This is a genomic window from Micromonospora sp. NPDC049051, assembly GCF_043197575.1.
Classification (GTDB): domain Bacteria; phylum Actinomycetota; class Actinomycetes; order Mycobacteriales; family Micromonosporaceae; genus Micromonospora.
Genome location: NZ_JBICTL010000002.1, coordinates 145288 through 163930, shown reverse-complemented (window position 1 = coordinate 163930; position 18643 = coordinate 145288). Strand labels below are relative to the sequence as shown.

The window sequence follows — 18643 nt, the reverse complement described above, 5'->3', positions numbered from 1 at the left end:
GGCTGGTCACCGCTAGGCTGCGGGCATGGACAATCCGGGCCGTGCGCAGCGCGGCGGTGCGGCGTACGACGGGGGCCGGTTCGCACCCGGCGACGTCGTCGTACGGCGCGAGATCCTGCACGGCGAGGTGTGGTTCGGCTGCCCGACGATCTGCGTCGAGGACTCGCCCGACCTGCTCGCGCTCTACCTGCCGCCGGGCGCGCGGTTCGGCTTCCCCGAGACCGGCAGCTTTCCCTGTGGGCGGCACCCGTGGCAGGTCGCCGGGCACCGGGCGTGGACCGGGCACGGCAAGCTGATGCTGCACCGCCCCGGTGAGGCACACTCCGTGGACGTGTTCTGGAACGGCCCGGAGAGGGCGTTCGCCGGGTGGTACTTCAACCTCCAGGATCCGCTGCGGCGTACGCCGGTCGGGGTGGACACCCTCGACCACGAGCTGGACCTCTGGTGGGGCGCCGGCGACGACCGCTACGTCTGGAAGGACGTGGAGCTGTTCGCCCAGCGCATCGAGGAGGGGCGCTACCCGGGGACGGCCGACGCCATCCGGGCCGAGGGCGACCGGATCGCCGCCCTGCTGGACGCGGGGGAGCGCTGGTGGGACGAGGCGTGGTCGGCCTGGCGCCCCGACCCCGGCTGGCCGACCCCGGCCCTGCCGCCCGGCTGGGACACCGTCCCGCCGTCCCGCTGACCCCGCCGCCCGGCCCGCCCGTGGCCCGGGTGCCCCGTCACGCGCCGCCGAGGCGGGGCAGGACGGGCCGGACCGCCACCGGGCTGCCCGGCCGGCCGCCCGCGCGGGACGCGTACTCGGGGACGCCGACGCAGGTGAACAGCAGCGCCGCGAGTTCGGCGGGCTCGCCGAGCAGGTCGGGAACCTCGGAGTCGATGAAGGTCATCCCGGAGGCGCCGGCCCCCAGGGCGTACGCCGCCAGGTGCAGGCGGCCCTCGACCAGCCCGGCGGCGAGCTGGGCGTCCCGGTAACCCCGGTCGTCGAGCGCCGACAGCGGCGTGGCCGCGACGACGACGTACGCCGCGTCGCCGGCGAGCGCCTGGTCGAGGCAGATCCGCAGCAGCTCGCCGCGCAGCTCCGCCGCCCGCAGCGGCGCCGACAGGTCGGGCCACCGGTAGATGCCGGGCGCGGTGTCGTCGACGCCGTGCACGGCCACCCAGTGCGGCACCCGTACGCCCCGGAGGGCCGCGGCCAGCGGCCACTCCAGCAGGGCGCGCGGCAGCGTGCGGGAGCGGTCCATCCGGCGCTGCGAACCGCGCCGGAGCACCACCTCGTCCAGCGTGGCGGAGGGCGGGAACCCGTCCAACGCCGGCGCGTCGGGCCAGGGCTGCCCGAGCGCGTCCCGTTCGCCCGCGCGCTGCGCGGCGGTGCACAGCGGCAGCTCGACCGGCGGCAGCTCACCCGGGGCGGCGGGACCGGTGGGGCCGATGGCGGGCTCGCCGTCGCCGAGGGTCAGCAGGGCCAGCGGGTACTCGTGCACCCCGTCCGCGCCGACGAGGGCGCGCACCGTGGCGTCGGGGAACAGCGTGCGCAGCCGCGGCCCGAGGCCGGCGCTCGCGGCCGCCGCCGACAGCTGGGACAGCAGCGTCCCCGCGTCCCAGTAGAGGTGCCGCCACCCGCGCTCGGCGTAGCGCCATCCCGTCCGCCACGGCACGCCCGTGACCACCAGCGTCGTGGCCGCCCCGGCGGCGGCGGGAGCGACGCGGACGAGCGCGTGCCGGGCCGGGTCGTACCAGTGCACGCCGTCCGGGACGCCCGCGACGCCGCGGGTGCTCGCGTAGACCTCCAGCGGGAACCGCGCCCCGGCCGACCCGGCGGCGCGGTAGAGGAACGGCCGGCCCTGGCGTTCGGCGCTGCGTACGACGCCGGCGCCGAGGAAGAGCACCCGGCCGAGCTGCGCCGCGTCGAGGGGCCGGGCCGCGCCCGCGACGCCCGCGAGCACGGCCGTCGCGGGCACGCCCGGGTCGGGCAGGTCGCGCGGCAGGGCGAGGACGGGCAGGTCGTCCGGGTAGCCCTTGAACTGCGGGGGCATGGTCGCGGGGTCGTTGGGGACGAGGTCGTGGCGGACCCGTGGGTCGTCCACGGGCACGTCCCACTCGCGGTTCGGCACGTACGACGTCAGCCGGTGCAGCAGCCCGGCGCCGGAGTCGAGGTCCACACGCGACATCCTGCCAGTGCTCGGGCCCTCCGGCGGGCCCGTCCCGAGGGGGCCGGGCGGCGCGGTCAGCCCACCGTCTCGCGCGAGCGCCAGGCCGTACGCACCGAGGTGCGGCCGTTGGTACGCAGCAGCGAGCCCTCGTACACCCGGGCGCCGGCGGCCACGAACGCGGCGGCCGCGACCAGCAGCAGGGCCAGGGACACCAGCGGCTCCCAGCCGGCCGCGTCCCCGTCGAACAGCCGCAGCGGCATGGCCGTCGGCGCGGAGAACGGCAGGTAGGACAGCACCCGCATGGCCGTCGCATTGTCGTTCAGGAAGACCACCGCGAAGAACGGCAGCATGATCGCGAGCTGCACCGGCGTCGACACGCCGACGATGTCCTCCTGGCGGTTGACCAGGGCCCCGGCCGCCGCCCACATGGCCGCCACCAGCACGAAGCCGAGCAGGAAGAACGGCAGGAACCAGCCGATCGCCGGGGCCAGCAGCGAGAGCAGCCCGCCGCTGCCGCCGAACTGCACCCCGACGAGGGTGACCAGGGCGATCAGGGCGATCTGCCCGAGCGCCAGGACCGTGCCGGCGATCATCTTGCCGGCCAGCAACGCCCGCACCGGGACGGCGGCGACCAGGATCTCCACGATCCGGGTCTGCTTCTCCTCGACGATGCTCTGCGCGATCTGCACGCCGAAGGTCTGCGAGGTGAGGAAGAAGACGAACCCGAAGGCGAACGGCACCAGGAAGGCCACCACCGGGTCCACCGCGTCGGGGTCCAGCAGCCGCACCTCGGGCCGGGTGCTCAGCGCCGTCACCACGTCGTCGGGGGCCTCGTCCATGGCCAGCACCGCAGGCCCGGAGACCACCGCCGCGTCGACGTCGCCGTCGCGTACGGCCCGCTCGGCGGCGCGGTCGTCGGGGACCGTACGCACCTCGAGGCCCGCCTCGCGCAGCGGGCCGGCCGCCGCCGCGGTCGCCGCGACGCTCGACGGGCCACCGGAGAGCAACGGCGGCAGGATGGTCGAGGCGGCGGCGATCAGCAGGAAGAACAGGGTGGTGAACAGGAAGGTGCGGTCGCGTAGCTTGACCCGGATCTCCCGGGCGGCGACCAGCCGGGTGGCCTGGGTCGTGTTCATCGGGTGACCTCTCGGAAGATCTCGGTGAGGGACGGGCTGACCGGGCGGAACGCGCGTACCGGCCCGCGGGCCAGCGCCGCGTGCAGCACCGGCTGCTCGTCCGCGCCGGGCGCGAGGTCGAACACGGCGCGCGCGCCGTCCAGGTCGACGAGGGTCACCCCGGGCTCGTCCCGCAGCCAGCCGGCGTCGTTCTGCACCACCAGCTCGTACCGGGGCACGGTGTACGTCGCGCGCAGCTCCTGCCGGCTGCCGGCGGCCCGGATCACGCCACCGGCGATGATCACCAGGTCGTCGCAGAGCCGCTCGACGACGTCGAGTTGGTGGCTGGAGAAGAGCACCGGCACGCCCGTGGCGGCCCGCTCCCGCAGGACGGCCACGACCGTGTCGACGGCCAGCGGGTCGAGGCCGGAGAACGGTTCGTCGAGCACCAGCACCTCGGGGTCGTGCACCAGGGCGGCGGCGATCTGCGCGCGCTGCTGGTTGCCCAGCGACAGCGTCTCCAGCAGGTCGTCGCCGCGTTCGGCGAGGCCGACGCGCTCCAGCAGGGCGTCGGTGCTGCGGCCCGCCGCGGCGGCGGTCATGCCGTGCAGCCGGCCCAGGTACGCCACCTGCTCCCGGACGCTCATCTTCGGGTAGAGGCCCCGCTCCTCCGGCATGTAGCCGAAGCGCTGGCGGGCCTCGCGGGTCAGCGGCGCCCCCTGCCACGTGATCTCGCCGGCGTCCGGGGCGAGCACCCCGAGGACGATCCGCATGGTGGTGGTCTTGCCGGCGCCGTTGCCGCCCACGAAGCCGGTCATCCGGCCGGCGGCCACGTCGAAGGACACGTTCTGGAGCACCCGCCGGTCGCCGAAGCTGCGGTCGACGCCGTCGAGGCGGAGCACACTGGTCACGCGTCCACGCTAGATCGGCGGGCGCCGTACGCAGTCCGCCCCGGGACCGAGCGGGACGTCCCCCTCGTGGCGGAGGCCGGTCAGCCGCCGGGGCGCACCACCCCGTGCTCGTACGCGAAGACCACCGCCTGCACGCGGTCGCGCAGTCCCAGCTTGGCCAGCACCCGGCTGACGTGGGTCTTCACGGTCGCCTCGCCCAGGTGCAGCTCGGTGGCGATCTCGATGTTGCTGGCGCCGCCGGCGACCAGGACCAGGACCTCGCGCTCGCGGGGGGTGAGGTCCCGCAGCGCCGCCTCGGGGGCCGACTGCCGGCCGTCCGGCCTGGCGGGCTCGCCCGGCCGGGCGAAGGTCGCGATCACCCGTCGGGTGAGTTCCGGGGCGAGCAGGCCGTCGCCCCGGGCGAGCACCCGGATCGCCTCGATCAGGGCCTCCGGGGTGCCGTTCTTGAGCAGGAAGCCGCTGGCCCCGGCGCGCAGCGCGGCGAACAGGTAGTCGTCCCGGTCGAAGGTGGTGAGGATCAGCACGGCTGGTCCGCCCGGCCCGTCCTGTTCGGCGGTGATCCGGCGGGTGGCCTCCAGCCCGTCGACGCCGGGCATCTCCACGTCCATCAGCACCACGTCCGGGCGCAGTGCCCGGGCCATGCCGGCGGCCCGCTCCCCGTCGGCGGCCTCGCCGACGACCTCGATGTCGTCCTCCACCTCAAGGATGACCCGGAACCCGGTACGCACGAGATGCTGGTCGTCGGCGAGTAGTACCCGGATCGGTCGGCCGGTCCCGGGCGCCTCGTGGCAGGCGCTCACGCGGGCCGCCCCACCGGCAGCGGCAACGGGAACCGCGCCCGCACCCGCCAGCCGCCACCGACCCGTGGGCCGACCTCCAGCGCGCCGCCGTGGGTGGCGACCCGCTCGCGCATCCCGACCAGGCCGAGCCCGTCGGCGTTCGCCGGGCGGGCGGCGTGTCCGTCGTCGGTCACGTCGACCTCCACCTCCTGTGCCAGGTATCGGATCCGCACGTCGAGCGTGGTCGCGCCGACGGCGTGTTTGAGCGTGTTCGTCACGGCCTCCTGCACCACCCGGTACGCGGCCTGGGAGACCGAGTCCGGCAGCGGCACCGGGTCCCCGTACGTCCCGACGGTGGCCCGCAGCCCGGCCTCGCGGGCGCGCTCGACCACGGCCGTGACCTGGTCGATCCCGGCGGGTCCCGACTGGTCGGCGCGGTCCGGGCCGCCGTCGCGGGCGCGCAGCAGGCCGAGCATCCGGCGCAGCTCGTCGACGGCGGTGCGGGCGGTCTCCTCGATGGCGCTCAACGCGGCGCGGGCCTTCACCGGGTCCTTGTCGAACACCCGGCGGGCAGCGGACGCCTGCACCCCCATCACCGACACGTGGTGGGCGACCACGTCGTGCAGTTCCCGGGCGATGCGGACCCGCTCGCCGACCACGGCGTGCTCGCGGATCTCGGCCTGCGAGCGGCGCAGCTCCTCGGCCCGCGCCTGCACCTCGTGCTGACGCCGGGCGGCCAGCCACGCGGTCTCCCCGAAGAAGTACGCGAAGCCGAAGAACAGGCCGTTGACCAGGACCCCGTTGACCAGCGCCGCGAGGATCGGGGGCACCGGTCCGACCGCGCCGGCGAACGCGTCGGCCGGGATGTTGGCGACACTGGTGGCGTAGGAGATCCCGAGCCACAGGAACATGGTGGCGATGACGCCGATCCGCAGCCGCCGGGACAGCCGCCGGTTCCGGCCCCACGCGCCCAGCGTGTAGAGGGCAGCGAACAGCGCCCCCGAGCTGATCTGCGCCTCGGGAGCGGAGCGTACCTGCCCGGCGATGAACGCGATCGAGATCACCAGCGTGACGGCGACGGGGTGCCGGCGGCGCAGGACCAGCGGCAGGGTCACCGCGACGGCCCAGAAGATCTGCTCCGGCCAGGACGGCGGCGGCCCCAGCACGAAGGCGCCGGTGCTGCGGGCCAGGGTCAGGCTGAACAGCGCCAGGGCGGTGGTGGCCACCCCGGTGTAGACGTCGAGCCGGCGCTGCTCCGGGGTGGGCCCCGGCCGCCGCCAGTTCTCGTCCGTGCTGCTGTCCATCCAGGTCAGGATCTCATCCCGCCGGTCGCCGCGGGTCCGGCACCCGGCCCGGGCCGCCGCACCGAGCCTTCCGGGGTACGCGATCATGCCGGCCTGCTCCAGACCGAGGCGTACGCCCGGGCGGTGCTCGCCGGCGGCGGCATGCTGCGGGAGGCGGAGATCGAGCAGCGGGTGACCTCCCGCCTGGCCCGCCAGGCGGTGCTGACCCGGGACTCCCCGCCGGAGGTGGTGTTCGTCGTCGACGAGGCGGTGCTGCGTCGCCGCATCGGCAGCCGGGCGGTGATGGCCGAGCAGTTCGCCCACCTGCTGCACGTCACCGAGCTGCCCCAGGTCGACATCCACGTGGTGCCCGCCGACGCCGGCATGCATGCTGGGCTGGCCGGCGCGTTCATCGTGGTCCGAACACCCGAGGGCGGCGAGGTGGCGCACCTGGACACCCCGCTGCGCGCGCACGTGAGCGATCGCTCGGAGGACATTGATAGCCTCCAACGCAGATGGGAGAACCTGCGGGGCGAGGCACTGCCCCGCAAGGCGTCCCGCGAACTTCTCGCGGAGGTGGCGGAGTCATGGAGCTGACCGGCGCGCTCTGGCGGAAGTCCACCCGCAGCGACAACGGCGGGTCCACCTGCGTCGAGGTGGCGACGAACCTGGCCGGCGTGGTGGGCGTACGCGACAGCAAGGACCGTGGGGGAGCGGTGCTGGCCTTCGGCCCCGCGGCCTGGACCGGCTTCCTCGCCGCGGCCACCACCGGCGCGCTGCGTCCCGCCGGGTAGCCGACGCAGACACGTGCCACGGCCCGGCTCGCGATGGCGGGCCGGGCCGTGGCGGGGGTGGATCAGGTGCGGTTGCGGTACGTCTTGACGGCGCTGTCGAGGATGTCCCAGAGCGTCACGAGCACGGTGCCGGCGATCACGGCAGTCGCCACCATGTTCAGGTTGTCGCCCTCGCCGAGCCACTCGAAGCGGGCCACGAAATCGGGGTTGAGCAGCCGGTCGGTCGACATCAGCCAGACCACCGGCACCGCGAACGCCAGGTTGAGCACCGCGTTGACCACGACCAGCGGCCAGGTCCAGTGTCCGACCCGGTACTTGGCGAACTCCAGGCCGATGGTGGCCACCAGCACCGCGATCAGGAACGGCAGCCAGAAGCTCCACAGCGCCGGATCGAGGATCGGCAGGTTCTCGTCGCCGTCGGTGGGCACGAACGAGCGGAAGTGCTGTAGCGGCAGGTAGGCGATGACCAGCGCCAGGAAGGTGACCGAGGCGGCGATGTCGGTCAGGGTGATCTGCCGGTCGGTCGTGTCCTCCGGGAGCTGGTCGACGCTCCACGCGGGCAGGTGCAGGGGCGTCTTGGTGCGCTCCAGCACCGCGAAGACCACGGTCACCCAGAAGGCGATCTGGACGGCCACCTGGAAGGCGGTGGAGATGCCCGTGCCGATCCCCTCGCCCGCGTTGCCGCCGTCGGCGACCTTGAGCAGGCCGGCCAGTACGCCGACCAGGGCCGGGATGAAGCTGAGCAGCAGCTTCATGAGCCGCGACCAGGCCAGGTAGTAGGCCGGGCCGATGAGCTGCAACCGCCGGTCGGCGTAGCGGGCGGCGAGCTTGTCCGGGTCGCCCAGCTCCGTGAGCACCTCCCGCTCGGCGGTGGCGGCGTCCTGCCCGCCGGCCGTACGGCCCTCGACCATGTCCTCGATCGAGGCGCGCAGCTCGGTGGAGATCTCCGCGCGGCGCGCGACCGGCACCGAGCGCAGGGTCGCGGCGAGGTATCGGTCGGTCAGGGTGGTCATCGGTCGGCTCCTTCGATCAGCCCGTTCAGGGAGGTCTGCACTGTGGCCAGGTCGGCGAGGAGTCGGCCCAGCACCGACTCGCCCTCCTCGCTGGTCCGGTAGAACTTGCGTGGCCGGCTCTCCTCGGTGTTCCACTCGCTGGTCAGCAGCCCCTGCTCCTCCAGCCGCCGCAGCAGCGGGTAGAGCGTGTTGGCGTCGACCGGAAAGCCATGGCCGGAGAGGCGTTGCAGCAACGCGTAACCGTAGTCGGGCCGGCGCAGCGCGACGAGGCTCGCCACCACCACGGTGCCCCGGCGCAACTCCTGGAGGTGCGTTCGCAGGATCTCATCGCTAACCATGTGTCACACCATACTGTGTGGCACACACTATCGTCCAGCGGCATAACATCGTGTGTGTCAACATCAGTGTGTTCGGGCGAAAAGGGGCGGCGGACCCCTCGGAGGAGTCCGCCGCCGTGGACGTCGCTCAGCAGGCCCCGCCCTCCCGGAAGCCGCGCTCGACGAAGGAGGCCGGCCCGACCTGGAGGTAGCCGACCCCGGGCCGGATCGGATGCCCGGTGAACAGCTCCACCCGGGAGCCGACGCGCACCAGGTACGCCGAGGCGTCGCCCGCGTCGTTGCGGATCATCGAGCCGCGCGGGCCGTAGATCTCCTCCAGAGCGTCGAAGGACATGCCCACACCCCCACCCCTGGGCGTACGCGGCGGCGCGGTGGCGGTGCCGACCTCCACGAGCCGCCCGTCGCGGAAGGCCAGCAGGAGCTTGCCTGCCCAGGCCCCGGTCACGCCGGTGCGGACCGTGCCGTCGCAGTGGGGGGCGACCCAGGAGATGAGCCCGGCCGCCGTGAGGTCCGCCAGGTCGGCCCCGATCCGGAACGGCCCGGCGCCCCGGACGCTGATGATCCGGACCTCGTCGCGCTCGGCGGCGACCTGTGCCGCCGTGCCAGGGTCGCCGGTCGGTTGCCCGGCGGCGACGGACGGCGGGGGTGCGGCGGCGGCCGGGGCCACCAGGGCGATCGGCACGAGCCCGGCCGTGGCCAGCAGGGCGGTGACGACGGTGTACGAGAGACGGTGCACGGGAATCTCCTCCTCGGCAGTGCGGGTGTCCTTGTCCTGTTGGTCTCCCCGCCCACCGGATCGGTTCGTCGGGTTCCCGACCGATGCGCTCCGGCCCGGCCTGCTCCGGCCTGCTCCGGTCCGGCCGCGCGGCCGACGACTGCGGCCCGGACGGGACGGTGGCCCTCGCGGAGGGTGCCGCCGACGCCACGCGCCGTCTACTGTCGAGGCGGAACGGCGAGGCGGCCGACCTGCCTCATCGCCGTCGACCTGCCTCATCGCGGCCGGCCCAGCTCATCGCCGGCCGGCGGCGCTGGTCGCCGCCGTCGGCGGCTACGACGACCAGCCGGTGTCGGGGGTGGTGCGGTGACCGGTCCGGAGCAGATCGGGCCCTACCGGATCGAGCGGCTGCTGGGCGTGGGCTCGTTCGCGACGGTCTGGCTGGGTTACGACCCGGTGCTCGACTCCCGGGTGGCAATCAAGGTGCTGGCCGAGAACTGGCACCACGACCTGCTGGTGCGGGAACGGTTCCTCGACGAGGCCCGCCTGCTGCGCCGCCTTGACGACGAGCGGCTGATCCGGGTCCACGCCGCCGGCGAGCTGCCCGACGGCCGGCCGTACTCGGTCATGGCCTGGGCCGACGGCGGCAGTCTGCGCGATCGCCTGGCGGCCGGCCCGATGCCGGCGCCCGCCGCCCTGGAGCTGCTGGCCGAGATCGCCGCCGGGGTCGCCGTCCTGCACCGCCACGGCGTCGTGCACCGCGACCTGACCCCGGGCAACGTCCTGTTCCGCTCCGGCCCGGACGGTGAGCGGGCGCTGATCGCCGATCTCGGGCTGGCCAAGGCGCTCGCCGCCGCCTCCGGCCTCACCGCCCGGGCGGGCACCCCCGGCTACATGGCCCCGGAGCAGGGCGACCCGCTCGCCGTCGTCGACACCCGCGCCGACGTGTACGGCCTGGGCCGGCTCGGCCTGCGGCTCCTCGCCCCGGTCGCCGGCTCCGCCGCCATCGCCGGCCCTGCCTCCGGTGCCACCGAGTCCGGCTCCGGTGCCGCTGACTCCGGTGCCGCAGCCGTCGACCGTGCTGCCGGTGCCGCCGCTCCCGCCTTCGCTGTCGACGGCGAGACGGAGGCCGGGACGGGCCGGGGCGTGCCGCCCGGGGTGCTCGCGGTCCTGCGTCGGGCCACCGCGCACCGACCCGCCGACCGGTACCCGGACGCCGCCGCCTTCCGTGCCGCGCTGCGGGACGCGGTCACCGCGCCCGCCGACCTGTCTCCCGACCGGCCGGCCGACCTGCCCGCCAACCGTTCTGCTGGCCCGCCCGCCTACCGGCCCGCCGGTCCGGTCGGTGCGCCCCTCCGGCGGGTGCGCGCACGGGTTCGGCCGGTCGCCCGGCGGCGGCTCGGCGTGTTGGCGCTGGGCGTACTGGCCCTCGTCGGGGTCGGATCCACGGCCGGGGACGGCGCGACGCAGGGGCGGGACGCCGAGAGCTGGACGAGCGGGCCGGTGACGGTGCGGCTGCCGCCCGGATGGCGGGCCACCGGCACCGGCTGGGCCGGACGGTACGGCGACGACGGCCGGCTCGAACCGGCCCTGGTCATGTCACCCGACCCGCGCCGGTGGGCGGCCGACCCGAACGTGCCGGGGGCCTTCGTCGGGTTGTCGGCCGGCATCGCCGCGCGGAGCACCCCGGCAGGATTCGTCGCCGAGCGTCCGCACGCGGCCTGTGTCGCCGCGCCGGTACGGCGCACCCGTCAGGCGGGCGTGGACTGGGTGGTGGCCCGGTTCACCTGCGAGCGGGGCCGGCCCGAGATCGTCGAGGCGGCCGGGCTGGCACCCGACGGCGCCGGACTGATCTACGTGCAGGTCACGCCCCCGGTCGACAGTCGGGCCGACTTCGTCGACACCCTGCTGGCCGGGGTACGGGTCAGTCCGCCGTACCGTCGGTGAGCCGTTCTGGTCGGGGCGAGCCGGCCCGCGACGTTCTCCGGACGCCGGGGCCAGGTCGCCCAGGTCAGTTGGTCGGGGAGGCGGAGACGCTCGGTTCGGGGGTGTCACCCGCGGGGGCGCAGACCTTCCAGGTGTCGTTCTCCTTGCGGAAGTGCAGGGTGACGCCCGGCTGCGACGTGCGGGTGACGGTGGCGCTCGCGGTGCTGCCGTCGACGCGGATGTCGGTGACGGTCACCGGCCTGGGCGACGGCACGTCGGCCGGGGGTGCCTGGGACGGATCGAAGTCGTCGTCCGCCATGAGCTCCTCGGCCTCCTCGGCGCAGAGCAGGTTGAGGATGGCCGGCTGGTCGTCGCGGTCCACCGCCACAGCGAACTCCTCGACCAGCGTGCGGATCCGGGTCTCGTCACTGGCCGAGGACGGCCCCCACGCGCCGGTGAGGCGCGCCACCGCGTACAGGCCGGCACCGCAGGCGGCGAGGATCAGCAGGCCGACGGCCACCGCGACGGCGATCCAGACCGCCTTCGGCGTGCCGGCGGTGGGCGCGGAGGCGGCTCCGCCCGGGGGCGCCCCGAAGCCGGGCGGCCCGACGTTCTGCGGCGCCTGCGCCTGCGGCCAGGGCTGCGCTGGAGCTTCCGGCGACGGCTGCACTGGCGCCTGGCCCTGCGGCGACGGCTGGGCCTGCGCTGCTGGCGACGGTGGTGCCTGCACCTGTGGCCAGGGCTGTGCCGGTGGCGACGGCGGGGCCTGCGGCGGCGGCGGAGCCTGCGGCGGTGGCGGGGTCTGCGGCGGTGGCGACGGCTGGTCGGCGGGCCCCCCGGCTGCGGAGGATTCGGGGTGCGGCGGCTGGGTTGGCTCGTCTGGCACCTGCGACCCCCTTGACGCACCGCCGCCCAGGCAGGCCCGGAACCCGGCGACGACCGAACGACATCAACTGTCAGTCGCTGTACGCTGACCTAGCGATTGTTCTATATATTCGGATACGTATCGTAGCGCAATCCCTACAGAAGGTTCGGGCCGATGTTCAGACCGACATCGACACGTCGATGGGCGCGCCTCGTCGTCATCCTCCTCGCCGCCGTGTTCCTGGCGGTGCCGGGCACCGCGGCACACGCGAGCGGCGTCAACCTGTGCGCCGAGCAACTCGCCACAGCGCTGGCGGTCCAGGCGAAGATCAAGGCGCACAACGCGAGGCCGCACACGTTCGTCCTGCCGCGACAACAGGCCGCCTACCACGCGTACAACCTCGAGGCCCAGCAGTTGAACGCCGAGCGCACGCTGGCGCGGACCCGGCTCAACGCCTGCGTCGAGGCGATGCGGACGCTCGAGGACACCCGGGTCGGCTCTCCCGCGCTCACCCCGCCCAGGCCGGCGGACCTGAGGGACATCAAGGCGGCGGCAGACCGGGTGCCGGCGAACTGGAGCCCGCCGCCCCCGCCGCCGCGCGGCAAGAACTGGCGCGTCGACCCCAACTCGCCCGTCCGCCCGCTCTACGACGTGCTGCGCGAGGTCAGCCCGCCGACGTTCCGCAACGTCCCCCTGCGCGGTGATCCCCGCCCCGTGGCCGGCTCCCGCGACCTCGCGTACCCGCCGTCGACCGGATACACCATCGGCAGGAACGCCGAAGGCCTGTCGGCGGTCTCGCCCGACCACATCATCCCGCTCGCCCGCATCATCCAGATGCCCGGCTTCGTGAAACTGAGCCCGCAGAACATGTACCAGGTGGTCAACGCGCGGGTGAACCTGCAATGGCTGTCGTTCAAGTCCAACTGGTCGAAGTCCTCCCGCAGTGTGGCGGGCATGAGCAGTGCCGATCCGCAGTGGCGGACGGCCCAGATGCAGCTCGAGGACGACGTCTACAAGGTGTTGCAGGATACGATCAACAAGCTGCTCCGTAGCCAGGCGTGAGGGGAACGAGTGGTGTCACAGCCGGACCTCACCGCCATCGCCGGCACCATGCCGCACGCGGACCTGACGCTCGTCGAGGAGGGCTCGGCCGACCTGGGGCGCCTTCCGGGGCAGTGGCGGCCGATCGCCGCGGCGGCCGACCCGGAGACCCGACTCGCGATGGCACTCAACCTGTGGAACCCGGCGCTGCTTGACGCCCTGCCGCGGTTCGCGGCGGGGCTGCGCGAGCGCTTCGTCGACGCTCGGCCGTGCCTCGCCGACGGCGAGCCCGCACTGCTCTATCTGGCCCTGCACCCCGACGGCCACCTGCTGTCCTGGACAGGGCTGGACCCCGCGGGCTTCGTGGAACCGCAGTTCTGGGGACACTTTCCCGAGCCGCTGCGGACGTTCCTGCGGGAGGTCCACGCCGGCTTCACCTCCGGCGGCTACACGGCGTTCGGGCCGGTGCACCCGCGGCACATGCAGACCGTCGCCGAGCAGGCCGGCGAGCCCGACGGCCTCGCCGACTGGGACGAGGAGCAGGAGATCGCCTCGACGCGGCTGCTGCTGGTCGCGTCCAACGGCGGCATGGTCAACTACTGCGTGTCCCCGGATCTCGAGCCGGGCGAGCTGGCCATCGTGTTCGAGGGCGACATCGACCCGACCCCGTACGGCGAGGCACTGGACAGGCTGCTCGTCCGACGACTCGAACGCTAGCCGCGCGTCCCGGGACGGCCGCCCCTCGGGCCGCTGCCTACCGCACCACCACCGTGATCGTGTGCGTCGTGCCGCCCTGCGGGATCAGCACGGCCACCGTGCCGGGGCGGACGAACCGGATGTCGACCACGCCCGCCTCGTAGCTGCGGGCCACCAGGTCCTCCCGGTCCACCGTCACCTCGCCCGGCCCGATGCCGATGATCCGCAGCACCCCGCCGGTGGCGAAGCAGAGCGAGGGGAGCAGCGCCAGTTCGGTCTCGGCCAGCACCACGTCGTGGCGTACCGCCCCGAAGCAGGTGCCGGGCGGCCCGCTCGACGACGGCGTGGCGGTCGGCGTACGCCCGGCGGTGCTCGTCGAGGGAGCAGCCGGCGGGGGCCGGCGGGCCGGGGGGACGACGGCCGCCGTGCCGGGCGTGCCGGGCCCGGACGGCGGGGCGGACGGCGGGGTGCCCGACGGCGGGCCCGGGGAACGGGAGGCGGACGCGGCCGGCGGCTGCACGGGCAGGGGGGAGACGGGCTCGTCACCGCCGCCGCACCCCGCGACGGCCACGGCGACCACGGCCACGGCGAGCCGCGACCCGGCCGTCCCCCGCCGGCGGTGTGCCACGGTCACCGCCGTCCCTCGCCGGTCACGGGTTCGCCGGAGAGCCGGTGCCGCAGCTGCCGGCGGGCCTCGTGGATGCGTGACTTGACGGTGCCCTCGGGCACGCCGAGCAGGCCGGCGATCTCCCGGTAGCCCAGCCCGAGGACGTCGCGCAGGGCTACCGCCTCGGCGAGTTCGGGGCGGAGCGCGTCGAGCGCGTCGAGCAGGTCCAGCCGGGTGCCGGCGACCACGCTCGTGCGGCGCGGGTCCGCCTGGTCCGGCAGCGGCACGCCGTCTGCCTCCACCAGCCACCGCCGGCGCAGCACCCGGTACGTCGAGCGGGCCCGGTTGGCCGCCAGCCGATGCAGCCAGGTGTGGAACGACGAGCGGCCCTCGAACCGGCCGATGCCCCGGGCCAGCGCGAGCAGCGTGTCCTGGCACGCCTCCTCGGCATCCTCCCGGTGGGGCAGCAGGCGGGCGCAGAGGCGGAGCACCTCGGGGCGGACCGCGACCAGCAGCGCGTCGAGCGCCGCGGGATCGCCGCGCGCCGCCGACTCGGCCAGCTCCTCGACACCGTCCGGGAGGGGCATCAGGTCGTCCAATGCTCGCCGGATACCGTCCGTCAAGGCTACGACTACCGCCGGCGGGCGGGGTGCCACGAGTCCGCGAGCCGACTGTCGGAGGCCGCCGCCGGGCGGCCCGGAGAGATCCACGCCACCCGGTCCGCTCCGCCGGGCGCGGCATCTTCAGGGCCCTGTCGCGGCGGCGATAGGGTAGGCCGTCCGAGCTCGACCGTCCCAAGATCCGACCCGGGGGGCCACGCATGGGCGATTCGTTCGCGCATCTGCACGTGCACACGGAATACTCGATGCTCGACGGGGCGGCCCGGCTGAAGGACCTCTTCGCCGAGGTCAAGCGGCAGGGTATGCCGGCGGTGGCGATGACCGACCACGGCAACATGCACGGCGCGAACGACTTCTACAAGCAGGCGATGGCCGCCGGCGTCACCCCGATCCTCGGCATCGAGGCGTACGTGGCGCCCGAGTCGCGCTTCCACAAGCAGCGGGTGCGCTGGGGCCGGCCGGAGCAGAAGAGCGACGACGTCTCCGGCAGCGGTGGCTACACCCACATGACGATCTGGGCCAAGAACAAGACCGGCCTGCACAACCTCTTCAAGCTGACCAGCCGGTCGTACACCGAGGGGTTCTTCGTCAAGTGGCCGCGGATGGACGCGGAGCTGCTCGCCGACAACTCCGAGGGGCTGATGGCCACCACCGGCTGCCCCTCCGGTGAGGTGCAGACCCGGCTGCGCCTGGGCCAGTACGACGAGGCGCTCAAGGCCGCCGCGCGATACCAGGAGATCTTCGGCAAGGAGAACTACTTCCTGGAGATCATGGACCACGGCATCAGCATCGAGCGCCGGGTCCGCCAGGAGCTGCACGACATCTCCCGCAAGCTGGACATCCCGCCGGTGGTCACCAACGACTCGCACTACACCCACGAGGCGCAGGCCGAGGCGCACGACGTGCTGCTCTGCGTGCAGACGGCGGCGAACGTCGCCGACCCGAACCGGTTCCGGTTCGACGGCAGCGGCTACTACATCAAGTCCGCCGACGAGATGCGGGCCGTCGACAACTCCGACCTCTGGCTGGAGGGCTGCCGCAACACCCTGCTGGTGGCCGAGAAGGTCGACCCCGCCGGGATGTTCGAGTTCCACAACCTGATGCCGCGCTTCCCGGTCCCCGAGGGGGAGACCGAGGAATCCTGGTTCCGCAAGGAGACCTTCGCCGGGCTGGCCCGGCGCTACCCGAACGGGATCCCCGAGGGGCACGTCAAGCAGGCCGAGTACGAGCTGGGCGTCATCATCCAGATGGGCTTCCCGTCGTACTTCCTCGTGGTCGCCGACTTCATCCAGTGGGCCAAGAACCAGGGCATCGCCGTGGGCCCGGGCCGTGGCTCGGCCGCCGGCTCGCTCGTGGCGTACGCGCTGGGCATCACCGACCTCGACCCGATCCCGCACGGCCTGATCTTCGAGCGGTTCCTCAACCCCGAGCGCGTCTCGATGCCCGATGTCGACATCGACTTCGACGAGCGTCGGCGCGGCGAGGTCATCAAGTACGTCACCGACAAGTGGGGCGAGGACAAGGTCGCCCAGATCGCCACCTTCGGCACCATCAAGGCGAAGGCCGCGATCAAGGACTCGGCTCGGGTGCTCGGCTACCCGTACGCGGTGGGCGACCGGATCACCAAGGCGATGCCCCCGGCGGTGATGGGCAAGGACATCCCGCTGGAGGGCATCTTCGACCCCAAGCACCCCCGGTACGCCGAGGCCGGCGAGATCCGGGGAATGTACGAGGCCGAGGCGGACGTCAAGAAGGTCATCGACACCGCCCGCGGCATCGAGGGGCTGATCCGGCAGACCGGCGTGCACGCCGCCGGCGTCATCATGTCCGCCGAGCCGATCATCGACCACATCCCGCTGATGCGCCGGGACTCCGACGGGGTCATCATCACCCAGTTCGACTACCCGACGTGCGAGTCGCTCGGGCTGTTGAAGATGGACTTCCTCGGCCTGCGCAACCTGACGATTATCGACGACGCGGTGAAGAACATCCAGCTCAACCACGGCAAGGAGCTGGACCTGCTGGCGTTGCCGCTGGACGACAAGCCCGCGTACGAGCTGCTGGCCCGGGGCGACACCCTGGGCGTGTTCCAGCTCGACGGCGGTCCGATGCGCTCGCTGCTGCGGTTGATGAAGCCGGACAACTTCGAGGACATCTCCGCCGTCCTCGCGCTCTACCGGCCCGGCCCGATGGGCGTCGACTCGCACACCAACTACGCGCTGCGCAAGAACAACCTCCAGGAGATCACCCCGATCCACCCGGAGCTGGAGGAGCCGCTGCGCGAGATCCTCGCGCCCACCTACGGCCTGATCGTCTACCAGGAGCAGGTGCAGCGCGCCGCGCAGATCCTCGCCGGCTACACCCTCGGCCAGGCCGACCTGCTGCGCCGGGCGATGGGCAAGAAGAAGAAGGAGATCCTCGACAAGGAGTTCATCCCGTTCCGCGACGGCTGCCGGGAGCGGGGCTACTCCGACGAGGCGATCCAGAAGGTCTGGGACGTGCTGGTCCCCTTCGCCGGCTACGCCTTCAACAAGGCGCACTCGGCGGCGTACGGGCTGGTGTCGTACTGGACGGCGTACCTCAAGGCGCACTACCCGGCCGAGTACATGGCGGCGCTGCTCACCTCCGTCGGCGACGACAAGGACAAGATGGCGCTCTACCTCTCGGAGTGCCGCCGGATGCGCATCCAGGTGCTGCCGCCGGACGTGAACACCTCCGCCGGGCCGTTCACCCCGGTCGGCAAGGAGATCCGGTTCGGCCTCGGCGCGGTGCGCAACGTCGGCGCGAACGTGGTCGCCGCGATCATGCGGTGCCGCGAGGAGAAGGGCGAGTACGCCGACTTCTACGACTTCCTGTCGAAGGTCGACGCGGTCGTCTGCAACAAGAAGACCATCGAATCGCTGATCAAGGCCGGGGCGTTCGACGTGCTCGGGCACCCCCGCAAGGCGCTGCTCGCGGTGCACGCGGAGGCGATCGACGCGTACGCCGACGTCAAGCGCAAGGAGGCCGTCGGCCAGTACGACCTCTTCGGCGCCGGCTTCGGCGACGCCGACACCAGCAGCACCACGGTGATGCCGGTGATCGGCGAGGGGGAGTGGGACAAGCGCGACAAGCTCGCCTTCGAACGCGAGATGCTCGGCCTCTACGTCTCCGACCACCCGCTCTTCGGTCTGGAGCACGTCCTCGGCGCGGCGGCGGACTGCACCATCGCCTCCCTGTCCGAGGAGGGCACCGTCCCGGACGGCGCCGTGGTCACCCTCGCCGGCATCCTCTCCGGGGTGCAGCGCCGGGTCACCAAGCAGGGCCGGGCCTGGGCGTCGGCCACCCTGGAGGACCTCGCCGGCGGCGTGGAGGCACTCTTCTTCCCCAACACCTACGAGGTGATCGGGCAGTACATCGCCGAGGACGCCATCGTGGTGGTCAAGGGGCGGGTGGACCGGCGCGACGACACCCCCCGGATCATGGCGATGGACATGTCCATGCCGGACGTCAGCAGCAACCCGGCGAACAAGCCGGTCACCCTGACCATCCCGGTGCACCGGTGCACCCCACCGCTGGTGGAGCGGCTCAAGGAGACCCTGGTGCTGCACCCGGGCGACACCGAGGTGCACGTCAAGCTGCTCAACGGCGGCCGGACCACCACCCTGCGGCTGGGCCCGTTCCGGGTGGCGGCCACCACCGCGCTGATGGGCGACCTGAAGAGCGTCCTGGGCCCCGCCAACGTCAGCTGACGCCGGCGGGACCGGTGTCGAGGCCGCGCGCGCCGGATTGGCCGTCCCGGTACGCG

The 18643-nt window shown here is 73.5% G+C and carries 18 protein-coding genes; 7 read left to right on the top strand and 11 right to left on the bottom strand.

Translation table 11 applies throughout. From position 1 onward, the window contains the following. The first annotated feature begins 25 nt into the window (after window positions 1-25). On the top strand, window positions 26-685 hold the full coding sequence (locus ACGFIR_RS08035) for a DUF402 domain-containing protein (RefSeq protein WP_393005856.1): 660 nt from the start codon (window positions 26-28) through the stop codon (window positions 683-685). A gap of 37 nt (window positions 686-722) precedes the next feature. Here the strand turns inward: ACGFIR_RS08035 and ACGFIR_RS08030 are convergent, their stop codons facing one another. The 5 genes from ACGFIR_RS08030 to ACGFIR_RS08010 form a co-directional block, all read right to left on the bottom strand. Beyond that, on the bottom strand, window positions 723-2162 hold the full coding sequence (locus ACGFIR_RS08030) for a nitroreductase family protein (RefSeq protein WP_393143885.1): 1440 nt from the start codon (window positions 2160-2162) through the stop codon (window positions 723-725). A gap of 65 nt (window positions 2163-2227) precedes the next feature. Next, on the bottom strand, window positions 2228-3289 hold the full coding sequence (locus ACGFIR_RS08025) for an ABC transporter permease (protein WP_393143883.1): 1062 nt from the start codon (window positions 3287-3289) through the stop codon (window positions 2228-2230). Then, on the bottom strand, window positions 3286-4179 hold the full coding sequence (locus tag ACGFIR_RS08020; RefSeq protein ID WP_393005850.1) for an ABC transporter ATP-binding protein: 894 nt from the start codon (window positions 4177-4179) through the stop codon (window positions 3286-3288). The genes ACGFIR_RS08025 and ACGFIR_RS08020 overlap by 4 nt, the downstream gene beginning before the upstream one ends. Before the next feature lie 80 nt (window positions 4180-4259). Then, on the bottom strand, window positions 4260-4979 hold the full coding sequence (locus tag ACGFIR_RS08015; RefSeq protein WP_393005848.1) for a response regulator: 720 nt from the start codon (window positions 4977-4979) through the stop codon (window positions 4260-4262). Then, the gene (locus ACGFIR_RS08010; RefSeq protein ID WP_393143881.1) at window positions 4976-6262 is read right to left on the bottom strand and encodes a sensor histidine kinase; all 1287 of its coding nucleotides are present in this window, start codon (window positions 6260-6262) and stop codon (window positions 4976-4978) included. The genes ACGFIR_RS08015 and ACGFIR_RS08010 overlap by 4 nt, the downstream gene beginning before the upstream one ends. On the opposite strand from ACGFIR_RS08010, the gene ACGFIR_RS08005 reads away from it, so the two are divergent. Together ACGFIR_RS08005 and ACGFIR_RS08000 are read left to right on the top strand one after the other, a co-directional pair. Further along, complete coding sequence (locus ACGFIR_RS08005; RefSeq protein ID WP_393006310.1) at window positions 6209-6838, top strand: DUF5753 domain-containing protein; 630 nt, start codon at window positions 6209-6211, stop codon at window positions 6836-6838. The genes ACGFIR_RS08010 and ACGFIR_RS08005 overlap by 54 nt on opposite strands. After that, window positions 6829-7035: a DUF397 domain-containing protein gene (locus tag ACGFIR_RS08000; protein ID WP_393005844.1), complete on the top strand. Its 207-nt coding sequence runs from the start codon at window positions 6829-6831 to the stop codon at window positions 7033-7035. Before ACGFIR_RS08005 ends, ACGFIR_RS08000 begins: the two co-directional genes overlap by 10 nt. A 62-nt stretch (window positions 7036-7097) precedes the next feature. Here ACGFIR_RS08000 and ACGFIR_RS07995 read toward each other — a convergent pair whose 3' ends face one another. The 3 genes from ACGFIR_RS07995 to ACGFIR_RS07985 form a co-directional block, all read right to left on the bottom strand. Further along, a complete protein-coding gene (locus tag ACGFIR_RS07995; protein WP_393005842.1) occupies window positions 7098-8048 on the bottom strand; it encodes a permease prefix domain 1-containing protein in 951 nt (316 codons plus the stop codon). Beyond that, window positions 8045-8386: a PadR family transcriptional regulator gene (locus ACGFIR_RS07990; protein ID WP_393005840.1), complete on the bottom strand. Its 342-nt coding sequence runs from the start codon at window positions 8384-8386 to the stop codon at window positions 8045-8047. The genes ACGFIR_RS07995 and ACGFIR_RS07990 overlap by 4 nt, the downstream gene beginning before the upstream one ends. A gap of 127 nt (window positions 8387-8513) precedes the next feature. Next, window positions 8514-9122, bottom strand: a complete 609-nt coding sequence (locus ACGFIR_RS07985) for a hypothetical protein (RefSeq protein ID WP_393005838.1) — start codon at window positions 9120-9122, stop codon at window positions 8514-8516. Between the two features lie 345 nt (window positions 9123-9467). Here ACGFIR_RS07985 and ACGFIR_RS07980 point away from each other — a divergent pair, with 345 nt between their 5' ends. Beyond that, window positions 9468-11048 (top strand): serine/threonine-protein kinase, encoded by a 1581-nt coding sequence (locus tag ACGFIR_RS07980; protein ID WP_393143879.1) that lies wholly within the window; start codon window positions 9468-9470, stop codon window positions 11046-11048. A gap of 64 nt (window positions 11049-11112) precedes the next feature. On the opposite strand, the gene ACGFIR_RS07975 is transcribed toward ACGFIR_RS07980, so the two are convergent. Next, complete coding sequence (locus ACGFIR_RS07975) at window positions 11113-11697, bottom strand: hypothetical protein (RefSeq protein ID WP_393143877.1); 585 nt, start codon at window positions 11695-11697, stop codon at window positions 11113-11115. Between the two features lie 429 nt (window positions 11698-12126). Between ACGFIR_RS07975 and ACGFIR_RS07970 the strand changes: the two genes are divergently transcribed. Both ACGFIR_RS07970 and ACGFIR_RS07965 read left to right on the top strand, forming a co-directional pair. Further along, the gene (locus ACGFIR_RS07970; protein WP_393143875.1) at window positions 12127-12954 is read left to right on the top strand and encodes a hypothetical protein; all 828 of its coding nucleotides are present in this window, start codon (window positions 12127-12129) and stop codon (window positions 12952-12954) included. A gap of 12 nt (window positions 12955-12966) precedes the next feature. Beyond that, on the top strand, window positions 12967-13650 hold the full coding sequence (locus tag ACGFIR_RS07965; protein ID WP_393143873.1) for a hypothetical protein: 684 nt from the start codon (window positions 12967-12969) through the stop codon (window positions 13648-13650). Between the two features lie 37 nt (window positions 13651-13687). Here ACGFIR_RS07965 and ACGFIR_RS07960 read toward each other — a convergent pair whose 3' ends face one another. Both ACGFIR_RS07960 and ACGFIR_RS07955 read right to left on the bottom strand, forming a co-directional pair. Further along, on the bottom strand, window positions 13688-14263 hold the full coding sequence (locus ACGFIR_RS07960; RefSeq protein ID WP_393143871.1) for a hypothetical protein: 576 nt from the start codon (window positions 14261-14263) through the stop codon (window positions 13688-13690). Next, window positions 14260-14823 (bottom strand): RNA polymerase sigma factor, encoded by a 564-nt coding sequence (locus ACGFIR_RS07955; RefSeq protein ID WP_393143869.1) that lies wholly within the window; start codon window positions 14821-14823, stop codon window positions 14260-14262. The genes ACGFIR_RS07960 and ACGFIR_RS07955 overlap by 4 nt, the downstream gene beginning before the upstream one ends. 233 nt (window positions 14824-15056) lie before the next feature. On the opposite strand from ACGFIR_RS07955, the gene dnaE reads away from it, so the two are divergent. After that, window positions 15057-18587, top strand: coding sequence for a DNA polymerase III subunit alpha (gene dnaE, locus ACGFIR_RS07950; protein WP_393005824.1), 3531 nt, complete (start codon window positions 15057-15059; stop codon window positions 18585-18587). The last annotated feature ends 56 nt before the right edge of the window (window positions 18588-18643 follow it).

Bases quoted from the DNA above. Each gene is read 5' to 3' on its own strand.
- ACGFIR_RS08035 (WP_393005856.1), top strand. From the start codon at position 26: ATGGACAATCCGGGCCGTGCGCAGCGCGGCGGTGCGGCGTACGACGGG.
- ACGFIR_RS08025 (WP_393143883.1), bottom strand. From the start codon at position 3,289: ATGAACACGACCCAGGCCACCCGGCTGGTCGCCGCCCGGGAGATCCGG.
- ACGFIR_RS08010 (WP_393143881.1), bottom strand. From the start codon at position 6,262: ATGGACAGCAGCACGGACGAGAACTGGCGGCGGCCGGGGCCCACCCCG.
- ACGFIR_RS08000 (WP_393005844.1), top strand. From the start codon at position 6,829: ATGGAGCTGACCGGCGCGCTCTGGCGGAAGTCCACCCGCAGCGACAAC.
- ACGFIR_RS07995 (WP_393005842.1), bottom strand. From the start codon at position 8,048: ATGACCACCCTGACCGACCGATACCTCGCCGCGACCCTGCGCTCGGTG.
- ACGFIR_RS07990 (WP_393005840.1), bottom strand. From the start codon at position 8,386: ATGGTTAGCGATGAGATCCTGCGAACGCACCTCCAGGAGTTGCGCCGG.
- ACGFIR_RS07955 (WP_393143869.1), bottom strand. From the start codon at position 14,823: ATGCCCCTCCCGGACGGTGTCGAGGAGCTGGCCGAGTCGGCGGCGCGC.
- dnaE (WP_393005824.1), top strand. From the start codon at position 15,057: ATGGGCGATTCGTTCGCGCATCTGCACGTGCACACGGAATACTCGATG.